Annotated in this window: 18 protein-coding genes, 1 tRNA gene and 1 pseudogene; 8 read left to right on the top strand and 12 right to left on the bottom strand. The window is 65.0% G+C overall.

Annotated elements, in window-relative coordinates; translation table 11 throughout:
* Position 1 precedes the first annotated feature (1 nt).
* Positions 2 to 409: a helix-turn-helix transcriptional regulator gene (locus tag QH195_RS11835; protein WP_280435387.1), complete on the top strand. Its 408-nt coding sequence runs from the start codon at positions 2 to 4 to the stop codon at positions 407 to 409.
* A gap of 138 nt (positions 410 to 547) precedes the next feature.
* On the opposite strand, the gene QH195_RS11830 is transcribed toward QH195_RS11835, so the two are convergent.
* Together QH195_RS11830 and sigJ are read right to left on the bottom strand one after the other, a co-directional pair.
* Positions 548 to 1,015, bottom strand: coding sequence for a YybH family protein (locus QH195_RS11830; RefSeq protein ID WP_280426559.1), 468 nt, complete (start codon positions 1,013 to 1,015; stop codon positions 548 to 550).
* 54 nt (positions 1,016 to 1,069) lie between these two features.
* Positions 1,070 to 1,990, bottom strand: coding sequence for an RNA polymerase sigma factor SigJ (gene sigJ, locus QH195_RS11825; protein ID WP_280435386.1), 921 nt, complete (start codon positions 1,988 to 1,990; stop codon positions 1,070 to 1,072).
* A gap of 239 nt (positions 1,991 to 2,229) precedes the next feature.
* Between sigJ and QH195_RS11820 the strand changes: the two genes are divergently transcribed.
* Positions 2,230 to 2,769, top strand: a complete 540-nt coding sequence (locus QH195_RS11820; protein ID WP_280435385.1) for a YybH family protein — start codon at positions 2,230 to 2,232, stop codon at positions 2,767 to 2,769.
* Positions 2,770 to 3,115: 346 nt separating this feature from the next.
* Here the strand turns inward: QH195_RS11820 and QH195_RS11815 are convergent, their stop codons facing one another.
* Together QH195_RS11815 and QH195_RS11810 are read right to left on the bottom strand one after the other, a co-directional pair.
* A complete protein-coding gene (locus QH195_RS11815; protein ID WP_280435384.1) occupies positions 3,116 to 4,405 on the bottom strand; it encodes a Fic family protein in 1,290 nt (429 codons plus the stop codon).
* A 746-nt stretch (positions 4,406 to 5,151) separates the two neighbouring features.
* Positions 5,152 to 5,224: transfer RNA gene (locus tag QH195_RS11810), tRNA-Asn, on the bottom strand.
* Positions 5,225 to 5,430: 206 nt separating this feature from the next.
* Between QH195_RS11810 and QH195_RS11805 the strand changes: the two genes are divergently transcribed.
* Positions 5,431 to 5,679, top strand: a complete 249-nt coding sequence (locus QH195_RS11805; RefSeq protein WP_195057105.1) for a hypothetical protein — start codon at positions 5,431 to 5,433, stop codon at positions 5,677 to 5,679.
* 189 nt (positions 5,680 to 5,868) lie between these two features.
* Here QH195_RS11805 and dnaG read toward each other — a convergent pair whose 3' ends face one another.
* The 3 genes from dnaG to QH195_RS11790 all read right to left on the bottom strand — a co-directional run bounded on the left by dnaG (position 5,869) and on the right by QH195_RS11790 (position 9,866).
* On the bottom strand, positions 5,869 to 7,791 hold the full coding sequence (dnaG, locus tag QH195_RS11800) for a DNA primase (RefSeq protein ID WP_280426563.1): 1,923 nt from the start codon (positions 7,789 to 7,791) through the stop codon (positions 5,869 to 5,871).
* A 67-nt stretch (positions 7,792 to 7,858) separates the two neighbouring features.
* Complete coding sequence (locus tag QH195_RS11795) at positions 7,859 to 9,103, bottom strand: deoxyguanosinetriphosphate triphosphohydrolase (RefSeq protein WP_280435383.1); 1,245 nt, start codon at positions 9,101 to 9,103, stop codon at positions 7,859 to 7,861.
* A 64-nt stretch (positions 9,104 to 9,167) separates the two neighbouring features.
* Positions 9,168 to 9,866, bottom strand: coding sequence for a YdcF family protein (locus QH195_RS11790; RefSeq protein WP_432278312.1), 699 nt, complete (start codon positions 9,864 to 9,866; stop codon positions 9,168 to 9,170).
* A gap of 324 nt (positions 9,867 to 10,190) precedes the next feature.
* Here QH195_RS11790 and QH195_RS11785 point away from each other — a divergent pair, with 324 nt between their 5' ends.
* Positions 10,191 to 11,006, top strand: coding sequence for a MerR family transcriptional regulator (locus QH195_RS11785; RefSeq protein ID WP_280435382.1), 816 nt, complete (start codon positions 10,191 to 10,193; stop codon positions 11,004 to 11,006).
* A gap of 23 nt (positions 11,007 to 11,029) precedes the next feature.
* Here the strand turns inward: QH195_RS11785 and QH195_RS11780 are convergent, their stop codons facing one another.
* Positions 11,030 to 11,248 carry a hypothetical protein gene (locus QH195_RS11780; RefSeq protein WP_280435381.1) on the bottom strand — a complete coding sequence of 73 codons (219 nt, stop codon included), beginning with the start codon at positions 11,246 to 11,248 and terminating at the stop codon, positions 11,030 to 11,032.
* Positions 11,249 to 11,388: 140 nt separating this feature from the next.
* Between QH195_RS11780 and QH195_RS11775 the strand changes: the two genes are divergently transcribed.
* Positions 11,389 to 12,291, top strand: a complete 903-nt coding sequence (locus tag QH195_RS11775) for a cutinase family protein (protein ID WP_280426567.1) — start codon at positions 11,389 to 11,391, stop codon at positions 12,289 to 12,291.
* A 7-nt stretch (positions 12,292 to 12,298) separates the two neighbouring features.
* Here the strand turns inward: QH195_RS11775 and QH195_RS11770 are convergent, their stop codons facing one another.
* Positions 12,299 to 13,207 carry an ElyC/SanA/YdcF family protein gene (locus tag QH195_RS11770; protein ID WP_280435380.1) on the bottom strand — a complete coding sequence of 303 codons (909 nt, stop codon included), beginning with the start codon at positions 13,205 to 13,207 and terminating at the stop codon, positions 12,299 to 12,301.
* A 202-nt stretch (positions 13,208 to 13,409) separates the two neighbouring features.
* A pseudogene (locus QH195_RS11765) lies at positions 13,410 to 13,598 on the bottom strand (MBL fold metallo-hydrolase); the annotation flags it as partial.
* A gap of 26 nt (positions 13,599 to 13,624) precedes the next feature.
* Here QH195_RS11765 and QH195_RS11760 point away from each other — a divergent pair.
* The 3 genes from QH195_RS11760 (at position 13,625) to QH195_RS11750 (ending at position 17,350) form a co-directional block, all read left to right on the top strand.
* Positions 13,625 to 15,070, top strand: a complete 1,446-nt coding sequence (locus QH195_RS11760; protein ID WP_280435379.1) for a recombinase family protein — start codon at positions 13,625 to 13,627, stop codon at positions 15,068 to 15,070.
* Between the two features lie 734 nt (positions 15,071 to 15,804).
* The gene (locus tag QH195_RS35240; RefSeq protein WP_432278313.1) at positions 15,805 to 16,281 is read left to right on the top strand and encodes a DUF4231 domain-containing protein; all 477 of its coding nucleotides are present in this window, start codon (positions 15,805 to 15,807) and stop codon (positions 16,279 to 16,281) included.
* A gap of 139 nt (positions 16,282 to 16,420) precedes the next feature.
* A complete protein-coding gene (locus tag QH195_RS11750; protein WP_280435377.1) occupies positions 16,421 to 17,350 on the top strand; it encodes a nucleotide-binding protein in 930 nt (309 codons plus the stop codon).
* Between the two features lie 424 nt (positions 17,351 to 17,774).
* Here the strand turns inward: QH195_RS11750 and QH195_RS11745 are convergent, their stop codons facing one another.
* On the bottom strand, positions 17,775 to 18,890 hold the full coding sequence (locus QH195_RS11745; protein WP_280435376.1) for a hypothetical protein: 1,116 nt from the start codon (positions 18,888 to 18,890) through the stop codon (positions 17,775 to 17,777).
* 114 nt (positions 18,891 to 19,004) lie between these two features.
* Positions 19,005 to 19,706 carry a hypothetical protein gene (locus tag QH195_RS11740; RefSeq protein WP_280435375.1) on the bottom strand — a complete coding sequence of 234 codons (702 nt, stop codon included), beginning with the start codon at positions 19,704 to 19,706 and terminating at the stop codon, positions 19,005 to 19,007.
* Between the last annotated feature and the right edge of the window lie 441 nt (positions 19,707 to 20,147).

Raw genomic sequence — 20,147 nt, 5'->3', positions numbered from 1 at the left:
GGTGCGTGACGAAGGCGACCTCGAGCGGTTCCTGCCCGACGCGCCCGGTGCGCTGTTCTATGCGCCGGAACAGTCCGCGACCACCGCGGCACGGGTCCGCACGATCATGGAACGCAACCCGAACGGTCCCTGGCTCGGCGCCGACGAGCTCGCCCGCCGATTGTCGATCAGCGCACCACACCTGCGACGGCTATTGCGCGCCGAGGGAACCAGCCAGCGCAGTATCCAGGAGCAGATTCTTCGCGACCGCGCCGTCGAAGCGTTGGTACACGGCGATGAGTCGGTCGCGGAACTCGCTGCCCGCCTCGGTTATTCCGAGGCCAGCGCGTTTCGCCGGGCGTTCCACCGATGGACCGGTAGTGCTCCGACCGATTACCGCGATACTCGTCCCGCCGATCCGCGCCCCTGAACCCAGACCAGGGCGGCGATCGGCGAGCTTGCGCTCCACCCGGCCGGTCCTTACGCCACCGGAGCGTTCCGACGCCTGTTGCCGCGAATCCGGTGCGGTCCGAGTCGAGCCTCGTCGCCGGCCGAACGCGGGGACGCCTCAAGGTTCCAGATCTACCAGCCCTCGGCCGGTCGCGATGTCGACCGGCACCGAGACTTGATCGTGCGCGATCAACCAGGTGCCCTCGATCTTCCGCAGGCCGTAGGTGACCCGGACCCATATACCGCTCGTCGTCGGCCCGTTCTTCAGAATGCCGCCGAGACGGCCGAAGGCGTACCCGAAGGCCACCTCCTCACCCACGGTCAAGGTCAGGTCGCGGAGCTCGTAGGTCACCCGTTCGAAGGCGAGGAAAACTTTCGCCCAGTTCTCGAGTTTCGCCGCTGTTCCGACGTGCTGCAGTGGGGGTTCGACGTCGAACGACACGACATCGGCCGTATACACCTGTCGCACGGCCTCGAGATTCTGGGCTCGGATCCCCTGGACCACCTTGTCGATCTGTCGGCGGATCGCAGCTTCGTCCGCGGCGATGCGGTCGGTGTGTGCGCGGGAGTTGTTCGATGTCGTCATCACCAGTTCCTTCGGCGTCGATATTCCGGGTGTCGACCGCAGCCCACCGATATCTCACGTCCATCGGCTCAGTTTGTCGGGGTTGCGTATACCCCAAATGCGTGTGATCCGGTCACCTGCGAGGCCGAAGGCGAACACGGTCGCGGTGACGCCTTCCTGCAAGATGACCAGGCCGGGCTGTCCATTGACGGTTCGTTCCATGATCTCGAAGTTCCCGGGCGTCAGCGACGCAAAGGCGACGCAGTACCGCGCGATCGACTCTGCGCCTTCGATGGGACCGGCCGCGGCGTTCACAAGCCCGCCGGAGTCGGCGATCGCTGTTGCGTCGGGGTCGAGAAGGTCGATCAGGGCCGGTATGTCCTTGGCTTCCCATGCCCGTTTGAAGTCGCTGACGATGTCGGCCGGTCGGCCGGCCGGTGTCACCGGTGCCCTGGATGTGCGGATCCGCCGGCGTGCCGAGGAAGCCAGCTGCCGGCAAGCCGCCGGAGTGCGTCCGACGATCTCGGCGATATCGGCAAACGAGTAGCCGAAGACATCGTGCAGGGTGAATGCGACGCGCTCGGCCGGGGTCATAGTATCGAGCACGATCAGGAACGCCATACTCACCGATTCGTCCAGCGTCACGCGCTCGGCCGGGTTATCGCTGCGGCCGGTGATCCACTCCGCGGATTCCGGTACCGGTTCCGGCAGCCACTCGCCCACATAGTGTTCGCGCCGAGCGCGCGCCGAGCCGAGCAGGTCGAAACAAATACGACTGGTGACCGTCTGCAGCCAGGCACCGGGGGATCGGATGGCCTCCCGCTGTTGCTCGGACATGGCATACCAGCGGGCGAAAGCCTCCTGCACCACGTCCTCGGCCTCGGCCAGCGAACCGAGCAGCCGGTAGGCGAGACCGATCAACTGAGCCCGCTCGCTCATCAGCACGTCGATACTCGGGTCCTGCCGCTCGTGTCCTGGCTGGAACGGGATGGTCATTGTCTGCGGCTCCCTCGGGTCGTCACTGGTTTCCTCACCTGTTCGACGTACCAGGTCGCATAAATGTGAGGTCGGCGGACCACCTCACCTCGACCTGCCTGCACCGACATTGTCGAGCCCGTCACCGAGCCGACGAAGGAGCAGCACCTCACGTTTACCGAGGCTGTGTCGTCGGACTACGGAATCCACAGGACCGCTGCCGGAAAGCCGGCTGCGGCCGGAATGCGAACGGAGAAACGATGACTTCGAAAGAGCCCGAAATCAGGGCATTGCTTGCGAACCGAGCCGATGCGCAGCGCTCGAAGGACATCGATCGACTCATGACGTTCTATTCTCCTGACATCGTCTACTACGATGCTGTCGCCCCTCTCCGGTTCACGGGGACCGACGAAGTACGCAACAACTTCGTGCGGTGGTTCGACGGCTATGACGGCCCGATCGGCCTGGAAACGCACGACCTGACCATCGTCACGAATGAAGACGTCGCGTTCGCCAACATGCTTCATCTGGACTCGGGCAAGCACAGGGGCGGGATCGAGTTGTCGATATGGGTGCGAGAAACCGTCTGCCTGCGATATTCGAACGACAAGTGGACGATAACGCACGAACATATCTCGCTGCCGATCAGTCCGGCGAACTTTCAGGTCTGGTTCGCCTCCCACAAGGACGCACCGGCCCGGGGCGGCGGCCGAACAATATTCTCGCTGGTCATCAGCAGCTTGACTGCTCGTTTCCGTGTGCGGCGACGGCGGCGCAAGGCTGCCGCGACGTCCGTGTGACCGGATAGCCCACCGCTCGTGATCGGTGTCGGAACAGGGCATCTCGGCGGTTCTTCGATGACCTGCCCGAGTACCCGTTCCGTCCGCCTTACGGTATGCGAACCGGGCAATCGACACCACGAATGCCCGCGGAATGCCGACTTCCGCTGTAGGGACCGATCCGGGCGCTTCCAGACGCGGAGCAGCCTCCGATTCCGTCCTGCCGGGGAACCGCGCCGCTTCGCCCACTCCGCCAGTGCCGGGCAGTCGCCGGTCGTCAACGGCGCGGAGCCGAAGGGGTGCGTTGATCGGACCAGGGGTCCATGACCGGGCCGGTCACCGGTGCAGTTGCCGACCGAGCCCAGAGCTATTTCGGTGCATCGGTACGCAGTCGGCCGAAACGGTCCACCGCCGGCGCCGGTGGCCCCTGATCGGGTCGCCGATGGTCGGTATCGCCGGCCCCGACCCGGTTGGCGCGCTCAGCGAGGGCAGTAAGACCCAGGTGGGCGTCAGCTGTGTAGCACACGATTTTGCCCTTGTGATTCTTCGAGCGGCCGAGTACTCCGGCGTCAGCCAGCTCAGTGAGGGCACGGTGGGCGGCGACAGCCGAGACACCATACCGAGTGGCGGCCGATTCTGTGGTGAGTACGGGATGTGTGGACAAGTCAGCGAGGATCTTCATGGCGACCGCATCGCGACGGGGTAGGGCGGGACTCGTGCCCTGTCGGCGACGGTGCTCGACCAGGCGTTGCAGGAGCTGATCATCGAGTGCGGCAGCGTCTCGGGCCAGCCGCACTCCGGTCTGCGCTGCCTGCTCAGCGGCATGGGCGAACCCGATGACCCACTCGTCGGTGTGTGGTTCCGAATCGCGATAGGCGGTCAGGCCCGCCAGATAGACGTCGGTGCGCGCGGCGAACACGGTACTGATCGGGATCAACGTGTGCCGTAGGGCATCACAGCGCCGCAGCACGGTGTGGATCAGCGCGCGGCCGGTACGCCCGTTGCCGTCGATGAACGGGTGGATCGTCTCGAACTGCGCGTGGGCGATCGCGGCCCGCACAACCGGATTGCCGTGAGTGGCGGTCAGGAACGAGGCCAAGTCCTCGACCAGGGCGGGAACTTCGGACTCGGGTGGCGGTACGAACTCGGCCCGCAGTGGGCTCCACCCCGGTCCGCCCACCCAGTTCTGTTCGGTTCGCAGGCCGGCCGGTAACCGGGGTTCGATGGTGTGCTGTAGATCCACGAGGTCTTGTGTCGTGATCGGCCTGAATCGGTCGGCCAGGGAATCGATGGCCTGCTCGGTGGCGTGCACGGTCGCCACCACGTCCAGGGCGGTGCGGGTTCCCGATTCCAAGGTTTCGGCGATGGCGAGTTTTTTGGGGGTGATGCGGTTGCCTTCGATCCAGGACGAGGAGATCGACTCGGACCGGATCAGCAGGTGGTTGAGATAACTGCCCCGGGGCCCGATACGTTCATCGGCCCTGGCCAGCACTGCTAGTGCGTCCTCGGCAGCCTGCTGGGCTCGGGGGCCGATCTGCGGTAGGTCCCGGCCTAGCGGATCGGGGATATAGGCCAGGTAGGTTCCGGCCTGCCGATCCCGCCGGGCGAGCAGACCCTCGTCCGACGGCTGCCACACCCGTTCCTCGTACCTCGCCACGGACACTCCTCAAGGTTAAGCCTCGTGACAGAAAACTAACCCTAGAGTACCTAAAGTTAATTTCAGGTGGGATGGCGGAAGGTCAAGCTGGGGAGAACCGGATCCGCGCAGCGTCTCCACTCGATCAAGCTCCCGCAAGACCGTGCGCAGCGACACGACGTCGTACTCGGCCGGTTTTCTGGGTATACCCCTTTTAAGGCGGCCCCGGCTGCGAAACGACCCCTCATCGGACCGCGGCCCGGACGTCGACTGTGCAGGTCGCCGCTCCGGCCAAGGTAGTGCAGCGACGGTCGCAGCCGCGAACGCCGGCCAGTGCGCCAGGCCAGGCCCAGCCAGCTCCAGTCCACCGGGGGCACCGATCGAACTGAGGTTCACCCCGAACAGTGGACAGGGAATTATGCAGCGGCGGAAGGTCGGATTTTGACCAGTTGTTCCTGTTCTGACGCCCGATCGAGGGCGCCGGGTGTCGCAGGCAGCGTATACGTCGAACCCAGCACCACCGGCGGCTCCTACCCGGCCACCACCTCGACGGCCGATACGAAGCACGCCTGGGGTGCCGGGACTCGGCATCTACATTTCCGCGAACCGAATGGCGGCGAGGCGGGGTGTGGGTGGGACCTGGTGCCGATCCATTTCGCGTATTGCGCTCGGCTTCGCCGCACACACCGCAACAAAGACGCCAGCACACGTCGTCCGGAAAAGATAGTAGGCCAAGCCTTACTATCGAGTCTGACCTGATGTTTCTGCTCCCCCAACTGGACTCGAACCAGTAACCTGCCGATTAACAGTCGGCTGCTCTGCCAATTGAGCTATAGGGGATTGCTCGGCGGTCTCACCCGTACCGGGCTGACCGAGGTGAAACTCTAGCGTATGGGTGGGTGTGCGCCCAAATCGCGGGGTCGAGCTCGGGGGACGCGGGGAAAGTGGGTGCGAGCGGCGCGTCTGCGGTGGCGTCGGATCGACAGGTGTCGGTGCGGTCGGGCAGGATGGGGCAGCACGGACTACTGGGAGGAGCTCGACCCAAGATGCTGCGGTTGATCATCGGTATCGCTGCCGGTTATGTGTTGGGCAGTAAGGCCGGGCGGGCGCGCTATGAGCAGATCAGTGCCAGTGCGCGTGCCGTCGCGGGGAGCCCGGTGACCCGCAAGCTGGTGCTGGTGAGCCGGCAGAAGCTATCGGAGAAGTTGAGCACCCAGCCGAAGCTGGAGCCCATGGAGCCGCTGGACGAACGCACCACCGTGATGGTGCCGCACGACCAGTTGCGCCGCCGTTAGGCCAGTTGCACACGAGCACTTCCGCGGAACGCACGGTCGTGCACGCCCGATCTCCGAGACGACCCGACCTGTCGACGGCACGCTCGGGCGACTCGCAATCCTGCGGTCGGATATGTCTGCGCCGAGGTGGTAGCGGCCACAGCGGTACCCGCTATCCGATCGCGGCACCGGCCCGATGAGCGGCGAATATCAGGTGGCCGCGAAGTCGCCGCTGCCCATGGCCTGTTCGAGCAGGCTCTTGCGGTACTGCTCGAGTGCCACCAGATCACCGAACAACGCCATGTAGGTGTCGGGGTCGTCGGTGGAGGAGACGCGGTGCAGGCGGGACTTCAGTTCCGCGATCTGCCGCCCCACGAGCGCGGCCTGGGCACTCGCGAGGACGCCCGTGATGAAGCGCGGGATATCGTGGCTGGTTTTCACCGGCAGCGGTTCACTGGCCAGTTCGGAAACCAGGGCGCGCAGGGTGAGGTCGTCGGTGTGATCGGTGATCGCGGCGATCCAGTCGGCACCCGAGAGACCGGAGCAGACACCACCGGCTTCGGCCATGAGCGTGCGGACCGCGATATAGGCGGGATGGGTGAAGGCGTCGGTTTCCAGCGCGTCGAACGCCGGGCCCGCGATTTCCGGGTACTGGAGACCGGCGGTGAGCGCCTGGCGCTGCGAGCGCAGCACCGGGTCACGCGGGTCGGGGCGGGCGGCCGGCTGGGTGGGACCGGTGTGCTCCACCCGGGGCGCCCGGGCGGGTGCGGCCGCGGCACCGCGGAGCTTGCGGGCCTCCTCGTCGACCCGGCGGTACACGAGCTGCGGATCCTGCCAGCCGGTCCATTCGGCCAGCTGGGTGGCATAGCGTTTACGCAGGCCGTGATCCTTGATCTGGGCGACGATCGGTACCGCCCAGCGCATCACCTCGACCTGGCTGTCGTAGGTCAGGGCACCGGTCCGGCTGTCCTCCCGTTTGGCGATCTCCTGGCGCAGCGCGAAATCGAACAGCGGTTCGCGGCGGGCGACCAGATCGCGTAGGGCGGCGTCACCGGATCGCTGCCGCATCTCGCACGGATCCTGACCGTCCGGAGACACCACCACATAGGTCTGCCCGGCGACTTTCTGATCACCGAGGAAAGCTTTCAGGGCGGCGGCCTGGCCGGCGGCGTCACCGTCGAAGGTGAAGATGATCTCACCGCGCCAGAAATTGTCGTCCATGAGCAGGCGGCGCAGAATCCCCAGATGATCGTCACCGAACGCGGTCCCACAGGCGGCGACTGCGGTTTTCACTCCGGCCAGGTGCATGGCCATCACGTCGGTGTAGCCCTCGACGACCACGGCCTGGTGGCTTTTCGCGATATCCCGTTTGGCGTGATCGAGACCGAACAACACCTGGGACTTCTTGTACAGCAACGTATCCGGGGTGTTGACGTACTTTCCCGGCATGGTGTCGTCGTCGAAGAGTTTGCGCGCCCCGAAACCGATCACATCGCCGCCGAGGTTGCGGATGGGCCACAGCAGCCGCCGGTGGAAACGGTCGATCGGGCCGCGACGGCCCTGCCGGGACAGACCCGCCGCCTCCAGCTCTTTGAATTCGAAGCCCTTGTTCAGCAGATGTTTGGTGAGGGTGTCCCAGCCGTCGGGGGCGTAGCCGCAGCCGAACTGGGTCCAGGCGGCCTCGTCGAAATTGCGGTCGGTGAGATACTTGCGGGCCACCGTCGCATCGGGGCCGCGCAGCCGGGAGACGTAGAACTCGTGCGCGGCGGCATTGGCGGCGACCAGCCGGGAGCGGGTGCCGCGGTCGCGCTGCACCGAGGTACCGCCACCCTCGTAGTCGATCCGGTAGCCGATACGGTCGGCGAGCTGTTCGACGGCCTCCACGAACCCGATGTGCTCGATCTTCTGGATGAAGGCGTACACATCGCCGCCCTCGTTGCACCCGAAGCAGTGGAACAGTCCGTGGTTCGGCCGGACGTGGAAAGACGGCGATTTCTCGTCGTGGAACGGGCACAGGCCCTTCATCGAATCGGCGCCGCCACGTTTGAGGGCCACGTACTCGCCCACCACGTCTTCGATCCGGACGCGCTCCCGAATGGCGGTGATATCGCGAGCTGGTATTCGTCCGGTCACGCAGTCGAGTCTAGGCGAGCGGACTCGGGCCGGGACCCGAGCACCCTGTGCGCGAACTCACCGATGTTCACAGGTGGGCGGCGACACGTTCGAGCCGGCTCTCGGTGTAGGAGGCGATCTGGTCGACGATCACCCGCACCCGGGTGGTGTCGTCGGCGGCGGCGTCCCACCACGGTTTCAGGAGGGGGTCGAGCGCGGCCGGTCCGGTGGCCAGCAGGTGTTCTGCCACAGCGATCAGGCGGTCCCGCTGAGCCGCCTGGCGCAGTTTGTGGTTCGGATCGGACATGACATAGCGCAGCGCGACGGTTTTCAGAATCGCGACCTCGGCCGCGGCGACGGGCGGCACCAGCAGATCGGCGGCGTAACGAGCCGGTGGGCCGGACGTTGCCTCCTTGGTGGTGACCACCGCCGCGTTCGCGAACCGCCCCACGAGTTCGCTGGTGAGCCGCTTCAACGCGACCGAACTGCGCAATGTGCCGTCGTAGTGGAACACGTCGGCGACCACCGGCAGCTCCGACAGCCGCTGTGCCGCTGCCACCAGATCGTCGACCGACAAGGCGCGATGTTGCACATGCCCCAGCTCGGCCAGTGCCAGCCGCTCCACCGGGTCGGCCAGTGCGCGGAGGTCGATTCGGCCGGCGATGATCCCGTCCTCCACATCGTGCACGGAGTAGGCGACATCGTCGGACCAGTCCATCACCTGGCATTCCAGGGCGGGCCGGCGTTCCGGGGCGTCTTTGCGCACCCAGGCCAGCCTGTCGGCATCCACCTCGTAGGCACCGAATTTGCCGCCCGGTTCGATACGCTGCCACGGGTATTTGATGCAGGCGTCGAGGGCGGCGCGGGTGAGGTTGAGCCCGGCGCTGTGACCGTAGGAATCCAGGACCTTGGGTTCGAGCCTGGTCAGGATGCGCAGGTTCTGGGCGTTGCCCTCGAACCCGCCGTGCGCGGCGGCGAAGATATCGAGCGCCTTCTCACCGTTGTGCCCGTAGGGCGGGTGGCCGATATCGTGCGCGAGACCGGCGAGTTCGGCCAGGTCGGGGTCGCAACCGAGACCGTCGGCGATTCCGCGCCCGATCTGGGCGACCTCCAGCGAATGGGTGAGCCGGGTGCGCGGAGTGTCCCCCTCGCGGGGGCCCATGACCTGTGTCTTGTCGGCCAGGCGGCGCAGCGCGGCCGAATGCAGCACTCGGGCACGGTCGCGCGCGAATTCGCTGCGGTGCCCGTTACCGCCGGCGCCGGCGTCGACCAGGCCGGCCGTTTTCGGGGCCTCGGTGACCAGGCGTTCCCGGTCGTGCTCGGTGTACGTCATCGCACCAAGTCTGCCAGCCCGGGGTGACGTTCCGGAGTGTCCGGCAGCACCGGCAGATGAAGTGTCACTGGCCGGCGGTGTAGCTGAAATCGTCCGCCGAGAAATGGGTGAGCTGATACCAGAGCAGAGCCGCGGTCTCCCGGGCGATCCCGTGTGCCTGCGATTCGCGGGTGTACACGGCGGGGCCGGTGCGGGTGGGTGCGGTCCACGCGTCGAGTCCGGCGTCGCGGGCCATGGTGCGGGTGCGCAGGGAATGCCAGGGGTCGCTCACCAGAACGGCGGATTCGAGGCCGCGCTCCTTCATCGCCGCCGCCACGGCCTCGACACTGCGCAGGGTGTCGGATCCGGTCTCCACGGCGAGCACCGCATCCTCGGGGACGCCGGCTTCCGTGAGATACATCTTCCCCGACGCCGCCTCGGTGTAGAGGTCGCCTTCCTGTTTCCCGCCGACCGTGATCACCAGGTCCGAAACGCCCTGCTCGTACAACTGCTCGGCCTGGTAGAGCCGGGCCTCGAACACCGAGGAAGGGGTACCCGAGTACTGGGCGGCCCCGAGTACCACGATGGCGTCCGCGGGGGTGTAGTCCTCGATCCGCGCGACCTGCCACACCCGCACCGCGGTCCCGAGCAGCAGCACCAACCCCAGCACCACGGCGCCGCTGATCAACCGGCCGGTCCAGCGCAGGATCGCGGCACCGATCCCGCCCGCGGCACGGGAATCGGCACGCGAGTCCGGTCGTGTACGCGCTGGAGCCCAAGTCACATCGACAAGTCTGCCAGGCAGGTTCCCGGCGCCGGACAGCGCGGACTTCGAACCGGCAACCGCCCCGCCCATCCACTCCGGAAAGCGTCCGCACTGTTCAGAGGGGGTAGTGATACTCGATACCGTCCGTCCGGCAACCGCGAGACACACCGAAATCCCTGCGATACCGGGAACATCGAACCGGTGTTGCCGCCCGAATCGTTATCGGATTCCCCCGGATGAGTGCCGACGAGGGTCCCTGCGCCTGCGCCCGACGGCTGTCGGCGAGCCGGTGAACGACTGTTTGACCCTGACACAATGTCAGCCCATAGAACAGGTGGCGTCATGTTGAGTATCGGAGATTTCGCCAGGCACGGACGGGTGTCGGTCCGGATGCTGCGCCACTACGACCTGCTCGGCCTGCTGGTGCCCCACCGGGTCGACCCGGTCAGCGGATACCGCTTCTACGAGGCCGGTCAGCTGGCCCGGCTGAACCGGATCATCGCGCTCAAAGAGCTCGGGTTCACGCTGGACCAGGTGGGCCGGATGCTGGACGACGCGGTGACCGGCGCCGAGATGCGCGGCATGCTGATCCTGCGCCGCGCCGATCTCGAACAGCGCATAGCCGCGGACCGGGAACGGCTCATCCGGGTCGAGGCGAGACTCCGGGTAATCGAAAGGGAGGGCACCATGCCTACCGATGAGATCGTGGTGAAATCCGTTCCGGCGGTCCGGATCGCCGAACGCAGTACCGTGGTCGCCGATTTCACGCCGGAGAAGATCGGGTCGGCGGTGGAGCGGCTGTTCACGGAACTGTGCGCCGCGCTGGAGCGGGAACGGATCGAGTTCACCGGGCCGGCGGTCTGCTACTACGATCAGCAAGCCGACGGCTCGGTACTGGCACACGCGGGCATGCCGGTGCGGATCGAGCCCGTCGAGTCCGGCGATTTCACGGTCGTCGACCTCCCGGAGTTGCCGCTGGCGGCGACGCAGATCTACCGGGGCGATATGAACGGCGTCCTCGAACCGCACCAGGACCTGGTGCAATGGATAGCCGACAACGGCTACCGCGCAGCGGGACCCGGACGCGAGGTCACCTTGGTCTGGGATGTGGACACCAGCAAATGGGTAACCGAACTCCAGGAACCCATCACGCGCTGATGAGTCCCTGCTGCCGGAGCCGCTCACATCGGCTCCGGCAGTCCCGGTCCGGAGTAGGGCTTGCGTCTTGGCGGAGTGGAAGCGCTCACCACAGCCGGAAACCGGATGGAACGGACAATTTCGGCGATGATCCGCCTTCGCACGGTGAATATCCCGTGGATCAGGGTCGAACACCGGTAGATTGTGCTGCCGATACGGACTTTTTGTGGTTGGCTGTTCGTCGGCGAGGTCTGCTGCGTCACCAGCCGTTCCCCGGTGGCCACGGATCCGCCCTTACCTATGCGTCAAGCCGCAATGATGCGGCATGCCCTTGGACTGTTTTGGGAATCCTGGGAACAGGTGAACGGCCCGTGGCCGTCTCGGTGAGCACATGGAGTACACAATGCCTGGATGGAAGAACGCCGCAGCCGGTCTGGCGGTAACCCTCGCCACTGTCCTCGCCCCAGCGGTGGCCACGACGACTGCCCATGCCGCACCGGCGCATTGCCCCGGGCTGTACGTGGTGGCGATCCCCGGAACCTGGGAGACCTCGAAGGACGACCCCGGCAAGGGGATGCTGGCCGCTGTCACGGACGGCCTGCCCAACGGCGCATACGCCGACTATGTCGCCTACACGGCGACCGCGTTCCCGTGGGAGGGCGAGGTTTACGGCCGTTCCAAGAACGAGGCCGTCGCGGGCGCGCGCGGCATGATTTCCGATATCTCGCGGCGCTGCGCCAATACGCGGTTCGCGCTGCTCGGCTACAGCCAGGGCGCCGACGCCGCCGGTGACCTCGCCTCCGAAATCGGCACCGGGCTGGGCGTCGTCTCCCCCGACCGGGTCGCCCTGGTCGGGCTGATCGCCGATCCGCGCCGCTCCCCCACCGACAATCTGATCGGTCCGGCCGTACCCGGCGCAGGCGCCGGCGGTCCCAGGCTGACGGGCTTCGGCTGGCTGAGCAACCGTACCTACACCTTCTGCGCGGTGGGCGATCTGTACTGCTCCACCCCCGACGGTGATTTCGCCGCCCGGATCGCCGGGTTCTTCGCCCAGGTCTCGAATGCCGACCCCGCCCAGTTCGGCAACTATCATTCGCTGGGTCTCGAACTGCTCAACGACGCGCTGGCCGCGGGCGGCCTCGGCCTGCTGCACGACCAGCTCAACGGCGCCGCCTACGAGGAGCGCAAACAGCAGGTCGACGATTTCGTGAAATCCGGTATCCACCAGAGCTACCCGAGCTACCGGGTAGCGGGCGGTGCCACAGCCCTGAGCTGGCTGCGGCAGCAGCTCGTCGGTCTGGCCTGAGCGGAACTCAGAATCGCTTCTCGGTCGGCCGGACCATCTCACCCAGCCTGTCGTACGCACCGCGGATATCGTCGGGTATGGGCTGGGCCACGATATGTCCTTCGGCGGGATAGGCGTCGAGCCGTTTGATCTCACCCATGATCGCGGAGGCCACTTCGCCCGGCGGTACGGCCTGCAGCGGGTCGGTGCGCAGCCCGTACCGTAGGTAGTTCTCGACCGTGACGTCGTTGGTGACGATGGCGGCATGCTCGACGCCGGCGTCCTGCTTCATGATCGTTGCCCATACCCGACGTGCGTGCTGTGGTGTACATCCGCCGATAACCGAACTCACATCGCGGCCCTCGGCCCGTAGCAATGCCAGCGAGTTGCTCGCATTCTCTCCGGTATTGCGGGCCAGGCGGTCTTCGATGATGCGGTGTGCACCCAGACCCTTACGCTCGGCCTCCGTCCTGAACCGCACCGCCTCGGGAACCAGAGCGCCCTTCCCCGGATCGGCGTAGCCGGAGAAAACCACCGGTGTATCGCCGAGACCGCGGTCGCGCAGGAAATGGGTGAGCACCGCGGCTCCACCGATATCAGGGCTGCCGAACATGACCGCACCGCCGTACTGTCGGCTGGGGTCGAACTCCCATTTGGGGTCGTGCCGCAGGAAATCCCAGATCGACCCGAGATCGGCGAGAACTCGATCCGGATCGGCCCCGGACCTCCGCAACCCGTCGATCCATTCGATGTATGCGGCTTCGCGCCGTCCGCCATATACCCGGTCACTCCCGATCAGCGCCCGGCCCGCGGTGTCGACCGCGATCACACCACTTCGATCAGCGCCGAGGAACATACCGGCCGACGCATCGGTCCCGCTGATCAATCCGCGCTCGGCCTCGACCACGTGGGAAACGCCGGTGGTCAGTGCACGCACCGTGCGCTTCGCGGCTTGTCGCGTTACCTCGACCGCATCACCCGTGCCGTACGAATCCCCTCTGGCCCCCATGCACTGCCACCCTCAGTCACATCAATCCGACCCACGGCCGTTCCCACTGTGCTACATCCCCAACTGTGGGGATGTAGCTCCGTACTGCGTACGAACACGACGACTCGACCCGGCTCCGGACGTCCGCGTGCTACCAGCCTCGGTTCCGCCACTCCGCCAGTTGCGAACGTTCGGCACCGAGGCTGGTGTCATCGCCATGGCCTGGGTAGACGACGGTATCGTCGCCGTAGCGATCGAATAATTTGGTGGTCACACCGTCGAGCAGGGTCGTGAAATCCTCCGGGCGCCAAGTCTTTCCGATTCCGCCCGGAAATACGGAGGGCTCTCAGCGGGTAACATAGCATCATGGCAGGTAGGGCGGCTGTTTACTGTCGAATCTCCGAGGATCCGCGGAGCACCGAGAAGGGCATCGCGCGTCAACGTGAGGACTCGATCCGCCTCGCAGAGTCCCGAGGATGGGAAGTCGTGCAGGTATACACCGACAACGACATCTCGGCGTTGAAGGGGAACAAGCACCGCAAGGACTACGAGGCCATGCTCGAAGCGGCCATGCGCGGCGAGTTCGACCATATCGTTGCGTACGGCCTATCGCGCCTTTGGCGGAACCGGCGTGAACGCGCCCATGCCATCGACGTTCTGTCGAAGGCCCGTGTAGGCATCGCGCTCGTCAAGGGCTCGGATATCGACCTGACATCTGCCGCCGGCCGGATGTATGCCGGAGTGCTCGGCGAGTTCGACACGGCGGAGTCGGAGATCAAAGGCGAGCGGATCGCCCGTGCTGCACAGCAGCGCGCCGAGGAAGGCCGCGCCAACGGGCATGTCGCTTACGGGTGGCGGCGCGTCTACCACCAGGACACTTCGGGCAACGTACTGAGCTGGGAAGACATCGAAGATCCGGAAGCGGCACAAGTCGTCCGCGGGATCGTCGCGGATCTACTGGCCGGCATATCGCTGAAAGCCATCGTCAAGCGCCTGAATGAAGAAGGCATCCCCACGCCCCAGGGCAAAGGGCACTGGATGTCGTCAACGGTCCGGAAGTTAGCTCTGCGCAAGATGAATATCTCGGTCAGGACGCACCGCGGCCAGGAGTACCCGGCCGCCTGGCCGTCGATCGTGGATCGCAACGACCACGACCGTGTAACAGCCTTGCTTACCGCTCCTGGCCGTTCGGCGACGAAGAGCGGAGCCCGGCGACACCTGCTGTCCTTCGGGATCGGTCGATGCGGCGTGTGTGGCTCCACCCTGCGAGTCGTCAACCGCGGAGGCCCTCACGTGCTATACGCCTGCCCGACAGGTCGCGGATGCGTCGGTCGACGAGTCGAATGGGTCGATGAGTTCGTTGCACAGGTCGTCTGCACGAGGTTGACGCAACCTGACGCACGTGACCTGTTCGCCCGAGACGACACTGCCGGCCAAGAAGCCCGCTTCCGGGCAGATGCCATCCGGTCCCGGCTGGACAGCGCGGCGGACGCTTTCGCCGATGGGGCCATTGACGCGCAGCAACTGTCGCGCATCACTGCGAAGCTCAAGCCGGAGCTCGCCGCGGCCGAAGCTGACGCGACTCGGACCGCTGCTGGCCTAGATGGCGCACTGCTGTCACAAATCACTACCAGCGATGCCCGCCAGGTCTGGGACGGTCTCGTCGTCACCCAGCAGATCGCGGTGCTGAGCGCTCTCGGTATACGAGTCACGATCCTCCCAGCCCGCGGAGGACCTGGCTTCAAGCCCGAAGGAGTCCGCATCGACTGGAACGAATATGACTCGGTCTTCGAATTCAAAGGGCCGCGCTGACATAGGGTTCTCGGCCTCTCGACTGCTGTTCATCAGTCGAGGTGGTTCTGGGCCACGGGCTCGACAAGCCTCGATCTCAAGCCCTCCCATCCCAACGGCCGGCACCAATGGATTATGAGTTCAATCACTGTCAGCGATGTACCAACCAGCAAAGAACCTGCTGGCCAGAGAGTATTTTCTCATAATCTATTGGTCTGCGACACCCACTTCCTCAGGAGCGATCGGCTCGTCTCCGCCTTCCCTGACCGCATTGAAACGCGCGAGTTGACGTACGGAGGAGGCCAGTTGTCGCCCTCGCCGCGCCGGATGACTCTGCCCACCCCCCAGGTGAGTACGCGCACAGGCATAGAACTCATCGCGAAGAGTACCCAGGACCCGGAACTGCCCCAGGAACTCCTCTTGCTCTGGACTCTCCTCCATGGCGAGGAAACTGAAGTCGTACACCGCCATATGCCACTGCCGCGCAGCCACGATTCGTCGCACTCGGGCTACGAGAGACTGACACAGTCAGCGTGCGCGGATTCGGCTGGCCGGCCGCTCCGGATCGGTCTTTACACACCAGCGGTCGGCGGTTCGAGCCCGTCTGCGCCCACCAGAAAAATGCCAGGTAAGAGAGAAAACCAACCCCACATGGCTGCCCACGCCGAGTTCGTGGGGCAGACAATTGCTCGCACGTTCGAAGAGACGGCCATAAGCATGGGGCTACGAGAGTTCGACGTGCTATCTGTTTGGCCGTGGAGGAATCGAGAGAAGGCCCGTCGACCGAAGATGTGGTGTGGCGTCGCCTGGAAGATCAACTTGACTACTACAGGACTCGATCTAACTCGGCCAAGAACGCATACAAGTCGGTCAAGCTAGTCCAGATCGTTGTAGGGGCCGTCATACCTGTGCTTGCCGCCGCCGGCGCCACAGGATGGGTAACCGCCCTCGTTGCTGCGGTCCCCATTGCGGCCGAAGGCGCGCAGCAGCTCTTTCAGTGGCATAGCAACTGGCTGCGCTGGCGAGCAGCGGCCGAGACGCTCAAGAACGAAAGCTTCCTGTATATGGCTCAGGTCGGCCCGTACGTCGGGGAGGATCGTCGAAGGACCCTAGCCGAACGTGTCTCCTCAATCATCGAGAGAGAGACCGGCGATTGGGCCGCTAACCGATACAGCGAGATCGAACAGACACCCAGGACGCGAGAGGCACCTCTCGCTCCCGAACCGAGGTAACGATCTTCTCCCCACGCCGATACCGGTTTGTGCTGTGGATCACTGCGGCGCAACCACTCGCAAGGACACGTTCAGCACGACCAGCCATCCCGGGCCAGGAACTCGAACGCCTCCTGCATAGCCACACGGAGAAGCAGCCATGACAGAAAGCTCCCCCGCACCAAGTCCAGGATCAGAGCCCGACTCCAAACAGGTTTTCGTCATCCATGGACGGAACGATCCCGCGCGCCGAGCAGTATTCGAGTTCCTGCGATCCATCGGCCTACAGCCCATCGAGTGGGCACGAGCACTGGAGATGACAGGAACAGCCTCTCCATACATCGGGGATGTCTTGAACGCGGCTTTTGCGCAAGCCCAAGCAGTTGTTGTCCTCCAGACTCCAGACGACATCGCGTACCTCGACAGCCGACTGTGTGATGATCCAGATGACCCCGAAACAAGTCCCCAACCCCAGCCGCGTCCGAATGTGCTGTATGAGGCGGGGATGGCGATGGGTCGATCCCCCGAACGGACGGTGATCGTCGAGTTCGGAGATGTAAAAGGGTTCAGCGACATTCATGGTCGGCACACTGTCCGGTTGGATAACTCTGTCGGGAAGCGCCAGATGCTGGCTTCTAAACTTCGAATCGCTGGATGCTCCGTGGATCTGATCGGAACGGACTGGCATACCGCAGGCGATCTGACTCCCCCCGCCGGACCTGGGAACGGATTACCAATCGGAAAGAAGATCCCGCAGCAACAAGGACCGCGAGAGCCACGGCTTGACGCACGCTATATCGACCGCGGTGGAAACAAAATCGGCGTGATCGAGATCGTCAACCACGGGCCCGGTGACGTCTATGACCTAAACGTGGTCGACCTTCCCAGTGGTGGTCGTGGAGACCTACGGAGCAACGGCGCATTGCCGATTCCGAAGCTTCCCGCCGGAAAGCCAGTTGCCGTTCTCGATTTCCTCGGCAACAAGGGTTGGGGCGACCGCCAAACGCACCTGACCATCAAGGCCGTAGGCAAGACCGCCGAAGGCACTCCGATCAAGCAGGAACTTTTCGTCAGTCTCGGGGCGGTGTAGGGCCATGTACGTCTCTATTCCCGTCGACCAGGACGGCTTCCTGCGGCGCGAGTGCCCCCATTGCAACGCGCAGTTCAAATGGCATCTCGGTCCTGTGGACGGTAGCGAACCGGATGCTTCCCCAGAGGTCTACTTCTGTCCGCTGTGCGGCCAGTCAGCCTCCCCCGATTCCTGGTTCACAGAACAGCAACTTGAGTACGCGCGAGACTCCGCAACACCGGAGATTCTCCGGCAGCTGGCAAGCGAGACCGGGCTGACCATCGACCAGGTCAAGAGTGCACCACCCGCGCTTACCGACCCCAACGACATGCAGATCGTGGCTTCCCCGTGTCACGACCACGAGCCTATAAAGGTGCCAGAGGAACTCAGGGGACCTTTTCATTGCCTCGTGTGTGGTGAACCGTTCGCACTCTAGGGGTCAATCTCAGATCAGTAGGACGGCCAGCAGGAGGATCCCGCAGAGGATGCACAGGAGGCTGATCACCACCATTCGCCCTTGAAGGGCGGCGCGGAGCCGGCTGACCTGTTGCTCCTGCTCTGCGAGTGCCTGGTCGGCAGCGAGGCGTCGGCGTTGTTCGGCTTCTTTGTCCTGCTGGGTCTGCTGGAGGGTTTCGTCGAGCCGGCTGATTCGCTCGTCGAGCCTCCGGCTCCGTTCGTGCAGCTGGTCGATGACCGCGGCCTGATGATCCAGGGCGCCGGCGTTGTCGTCGATGGCGGCCTGCGCATGCTGTAGCTGCCGTTTGAGGTTGTCCCGCTCTGTCAGTGCGGCGGAGAGCTGGCGCTTCCGTTGCAGGATCTCGTCGGCTTGTGCGCGGGTGTGCAGTTTCCAGTCGGTCACGGTGGCCCACCCTGCTTTCTTGTGGTCTTGATGTGCCCACACCAGCTCGCCGGCAGTCCAGGAGCGCAGCGCATGGCGAATCGAGATCGGCGCTGGGCGTAGCCCCAGCCTTGGGCGGTGAGCGAGATAGCCGGTATGGGCTTCGTAGTCGTCCCCGGCGACCCTGAAGGATTTGACACCGAGCACCGGCAGCTTCTCCGCCCAGGCGCAGGTGCGGGTGAGCCACAGAACCTCGTCGGCACCGGCAGCCAACAAGTCTCGGGTGCGTGCCAAGGCTTCGGCATGGGCAAGTGGAGACCACTGGACTTCGACGGCGTAGCCGCGGCCGTCGATATGGCCGAACACGTCCGGGGTGCGGCGCTCCAGACGGGTTTCGACGTGGGCGTCGGAGGATCCGTGGACCTGGAGCTCGGCGCAGACCCAGTACTTGAGTTTGAAGTGCAGGAACGTCTCGTCGGCGGTCTTCCTCTGGCGAGGACTACCAGTGGCAGCATGGCCTTTGCCGTGGCGGACATACGGGCGCTGACGGCTAGAGTGGTAAGCCTCGACCGGGTGTCGGCAGACCAGGCACCGCAGGCCGGGGGTATTGCGCCAGGCATTGAAGGTGTCCGAATTCCGGACGTCGATTAATTCGTCGTAGCGGCCCAGCGCCGTGTCCATCCCCGTCGCGTAGCACGCCGACTCGTCCTCTGGTGCGGCCATGGAACCCCCGCCCTACATAGATCGACTCGCTATAACGGTAGCGTGAAGAGCGACCTGATCGGGCGAAAATTGAAGCCTAGGAACAAAATTCGCAATCTTCCGCTGTTTTGATGGCTAGGAATCAGTCTCGGTTACACAGGTGAACGGGTGCTGGCACACCCCGCACAGGATCGGGCCGGCGTCGATGGTGCGCTGGTGGGCTCGAACCCGGCGGACCGGGTCGCATTGACAGGTCAGGGAGCGGCCGTTCTTCGGGCTCCGCTCCGGTGTCTCCTCGGTGTTCTCCTCGTCGCTCGTCTCGTCGCCCTTGGTGGTGACCGGGTCGGGGATCCCGTCGTGTTCGGAGCGGCGGTGCGCGACCAGGGACGCGCCGATCAGGTCGATTTCCCGGCGGTAGCGGTTGACGGTGGCGTCAGGGAGGCTGGTGTGCGCCCACCCGCGTCCGTCTTGGCGTTCGACGGAGAGTCCGACCTCGCCGCCCAGCTCGAAGTACCGTTTGTTGTGGTAGGCGCCGCCGCGGCTGGTGTCCTTTATCCCGCGGGTACGGGCGATGCCGTGGACCGCCTCGTGCAGCAGGACCGCGAGCACTTCCCGCGGGCCATACGCGAAGCCTTCCCCGCCGACGAACAGCTCCGATACCCATACGCCGTTGTGCATCCACCGGTCCGGCCCGAACCGGCCCAGCCGGACACCGCGCCGACCGACCGACCCCGCGGCGACCGTGACCACCACGTCGGGGATATCGGGATGCTGCACACGTAGACCTGCCCACGCGTTCTCGATTGCTTTGACCATCGAACCGGCTACCTGACTCACCGGGAACCTCCCCACAGAATTGATTCCTAGGACTCAATTCTACGCCAAATATGCTGGCAGGAGGCGGTTTTTAGTCCTAGGAATCAATCTGATACTTGGGACTCAATCTCGCCACTGGGTCCCGATTTTGAGCCGTAGGACTCAACTCCGCCCTAGCCCCGATCCTCTTCTTGTGGTCCCCCCTCTCCCCCTCCGGATCGCTACTTCCGCCCCCTGGTGACCCTCCTCCCAAGCCGCCTCCTTTGTGGTCCCCCCTCTTCTCTTTTGTGGTTCTCTTCTCTTCTTTGTCTTTGTCTTCTTTTTGTTCTTTGTGTTTGGTGTTGGCTCTTGCCCTGCCCCGGGGGCCCACCACCGGAGGAGGGCGGGGGCGGGGGGTGGGGGGGGGGGGGGGGGGAGGAGGGGGGCCGAACCCCCCCCCGGGGGGAGGGGTTTGGGGGGTGT

Origin of the sequence: Nocardia carnea (genome assembly GCF_029868855.1) — a bacterium.
GTDB lineage: Bacteria > Actinomycetota > Actinomycetes > Mycobacteriales > Mycobacteriaceae > Nocardia > Nocardia carnea_A.
This window is presented reverse-complemented; position numbering and strand designations above follow the sequence as displayed.

Excerpts from the sequence above, each read along its gene's own strand:
- QH195_RS11830 (WP_280426559.1), bottom strand. The coding sequence starts at position 1,015 with ATGACGACATCGAACAACTCCCGCGCACACACCGACCGCATCGCCGCG.
- sigJ (WP_280435386.1), bottom strand. The coding sequence starts at position 1,990 with ATGACCATCCCGTTCCAGCCAGGACACGAGCGGCAGGACCCGAGTATC.
- QH195_RS11820 (WP_280435385.1), top strand. The coding sequence starts at position 2,230 with ATGACTTCGAAAGAGCCCGAAATCAGGGCATTGCTTGCGAACCGAGCC.
- QH195_RS11805 (WP_195057105.1), top strand. The coding sequence starts at position 5,431 with ATGCTGCGGTTGATCATCGGTATCGCTGCCGGTTATGTGTTGGGCAGT.
- QH195_RS11795 (WP_280435383.1), bottom strand. The coding sequence starts at position 9,103 with ATGACGTACACCGAGCACGACCGGGAACGCCTGGTCACCGAGGCCCCG.
- QH195_RS11785 (WP_280435382.1), top strand. The coding sequence starts at position 10,191 with ATGTTGAGTATCGGAGATTTCGCCAGGCACGGACGGGTGTCGGTCCGG.
- QH195_RS11775 (WP_280426567.1), top strand. The coding sequence starts at position 11,389 with ATGCCTGGATGGAAGAACGCCGCAGCCGGTCTGGCGGTAACCCTCGCC.
- QH195_RS11760 (WP_280435379.1), top strand. The coding sequence starts at position 13,625 with ATGGCAGGTAGGGCGGCTGTTTACTGTCGAATCTCCGAGGATCCGCGG.
- QH195_RS11750 (WP_280435377.1), top strand. The coding sequence starts at position 16,421 with ATGACAGAAAGCTCCCCCGCACCAAGTCCAGGATCAGAGCCCGACTCC.
- QH195_RS11745 (WP_280435376.1), bottom strand. The coding sequence starts at position 18,890 with ATGGCCGCACCAGAGGACGAGTCGGCGTGCTACGCGACGGGGATGGAC.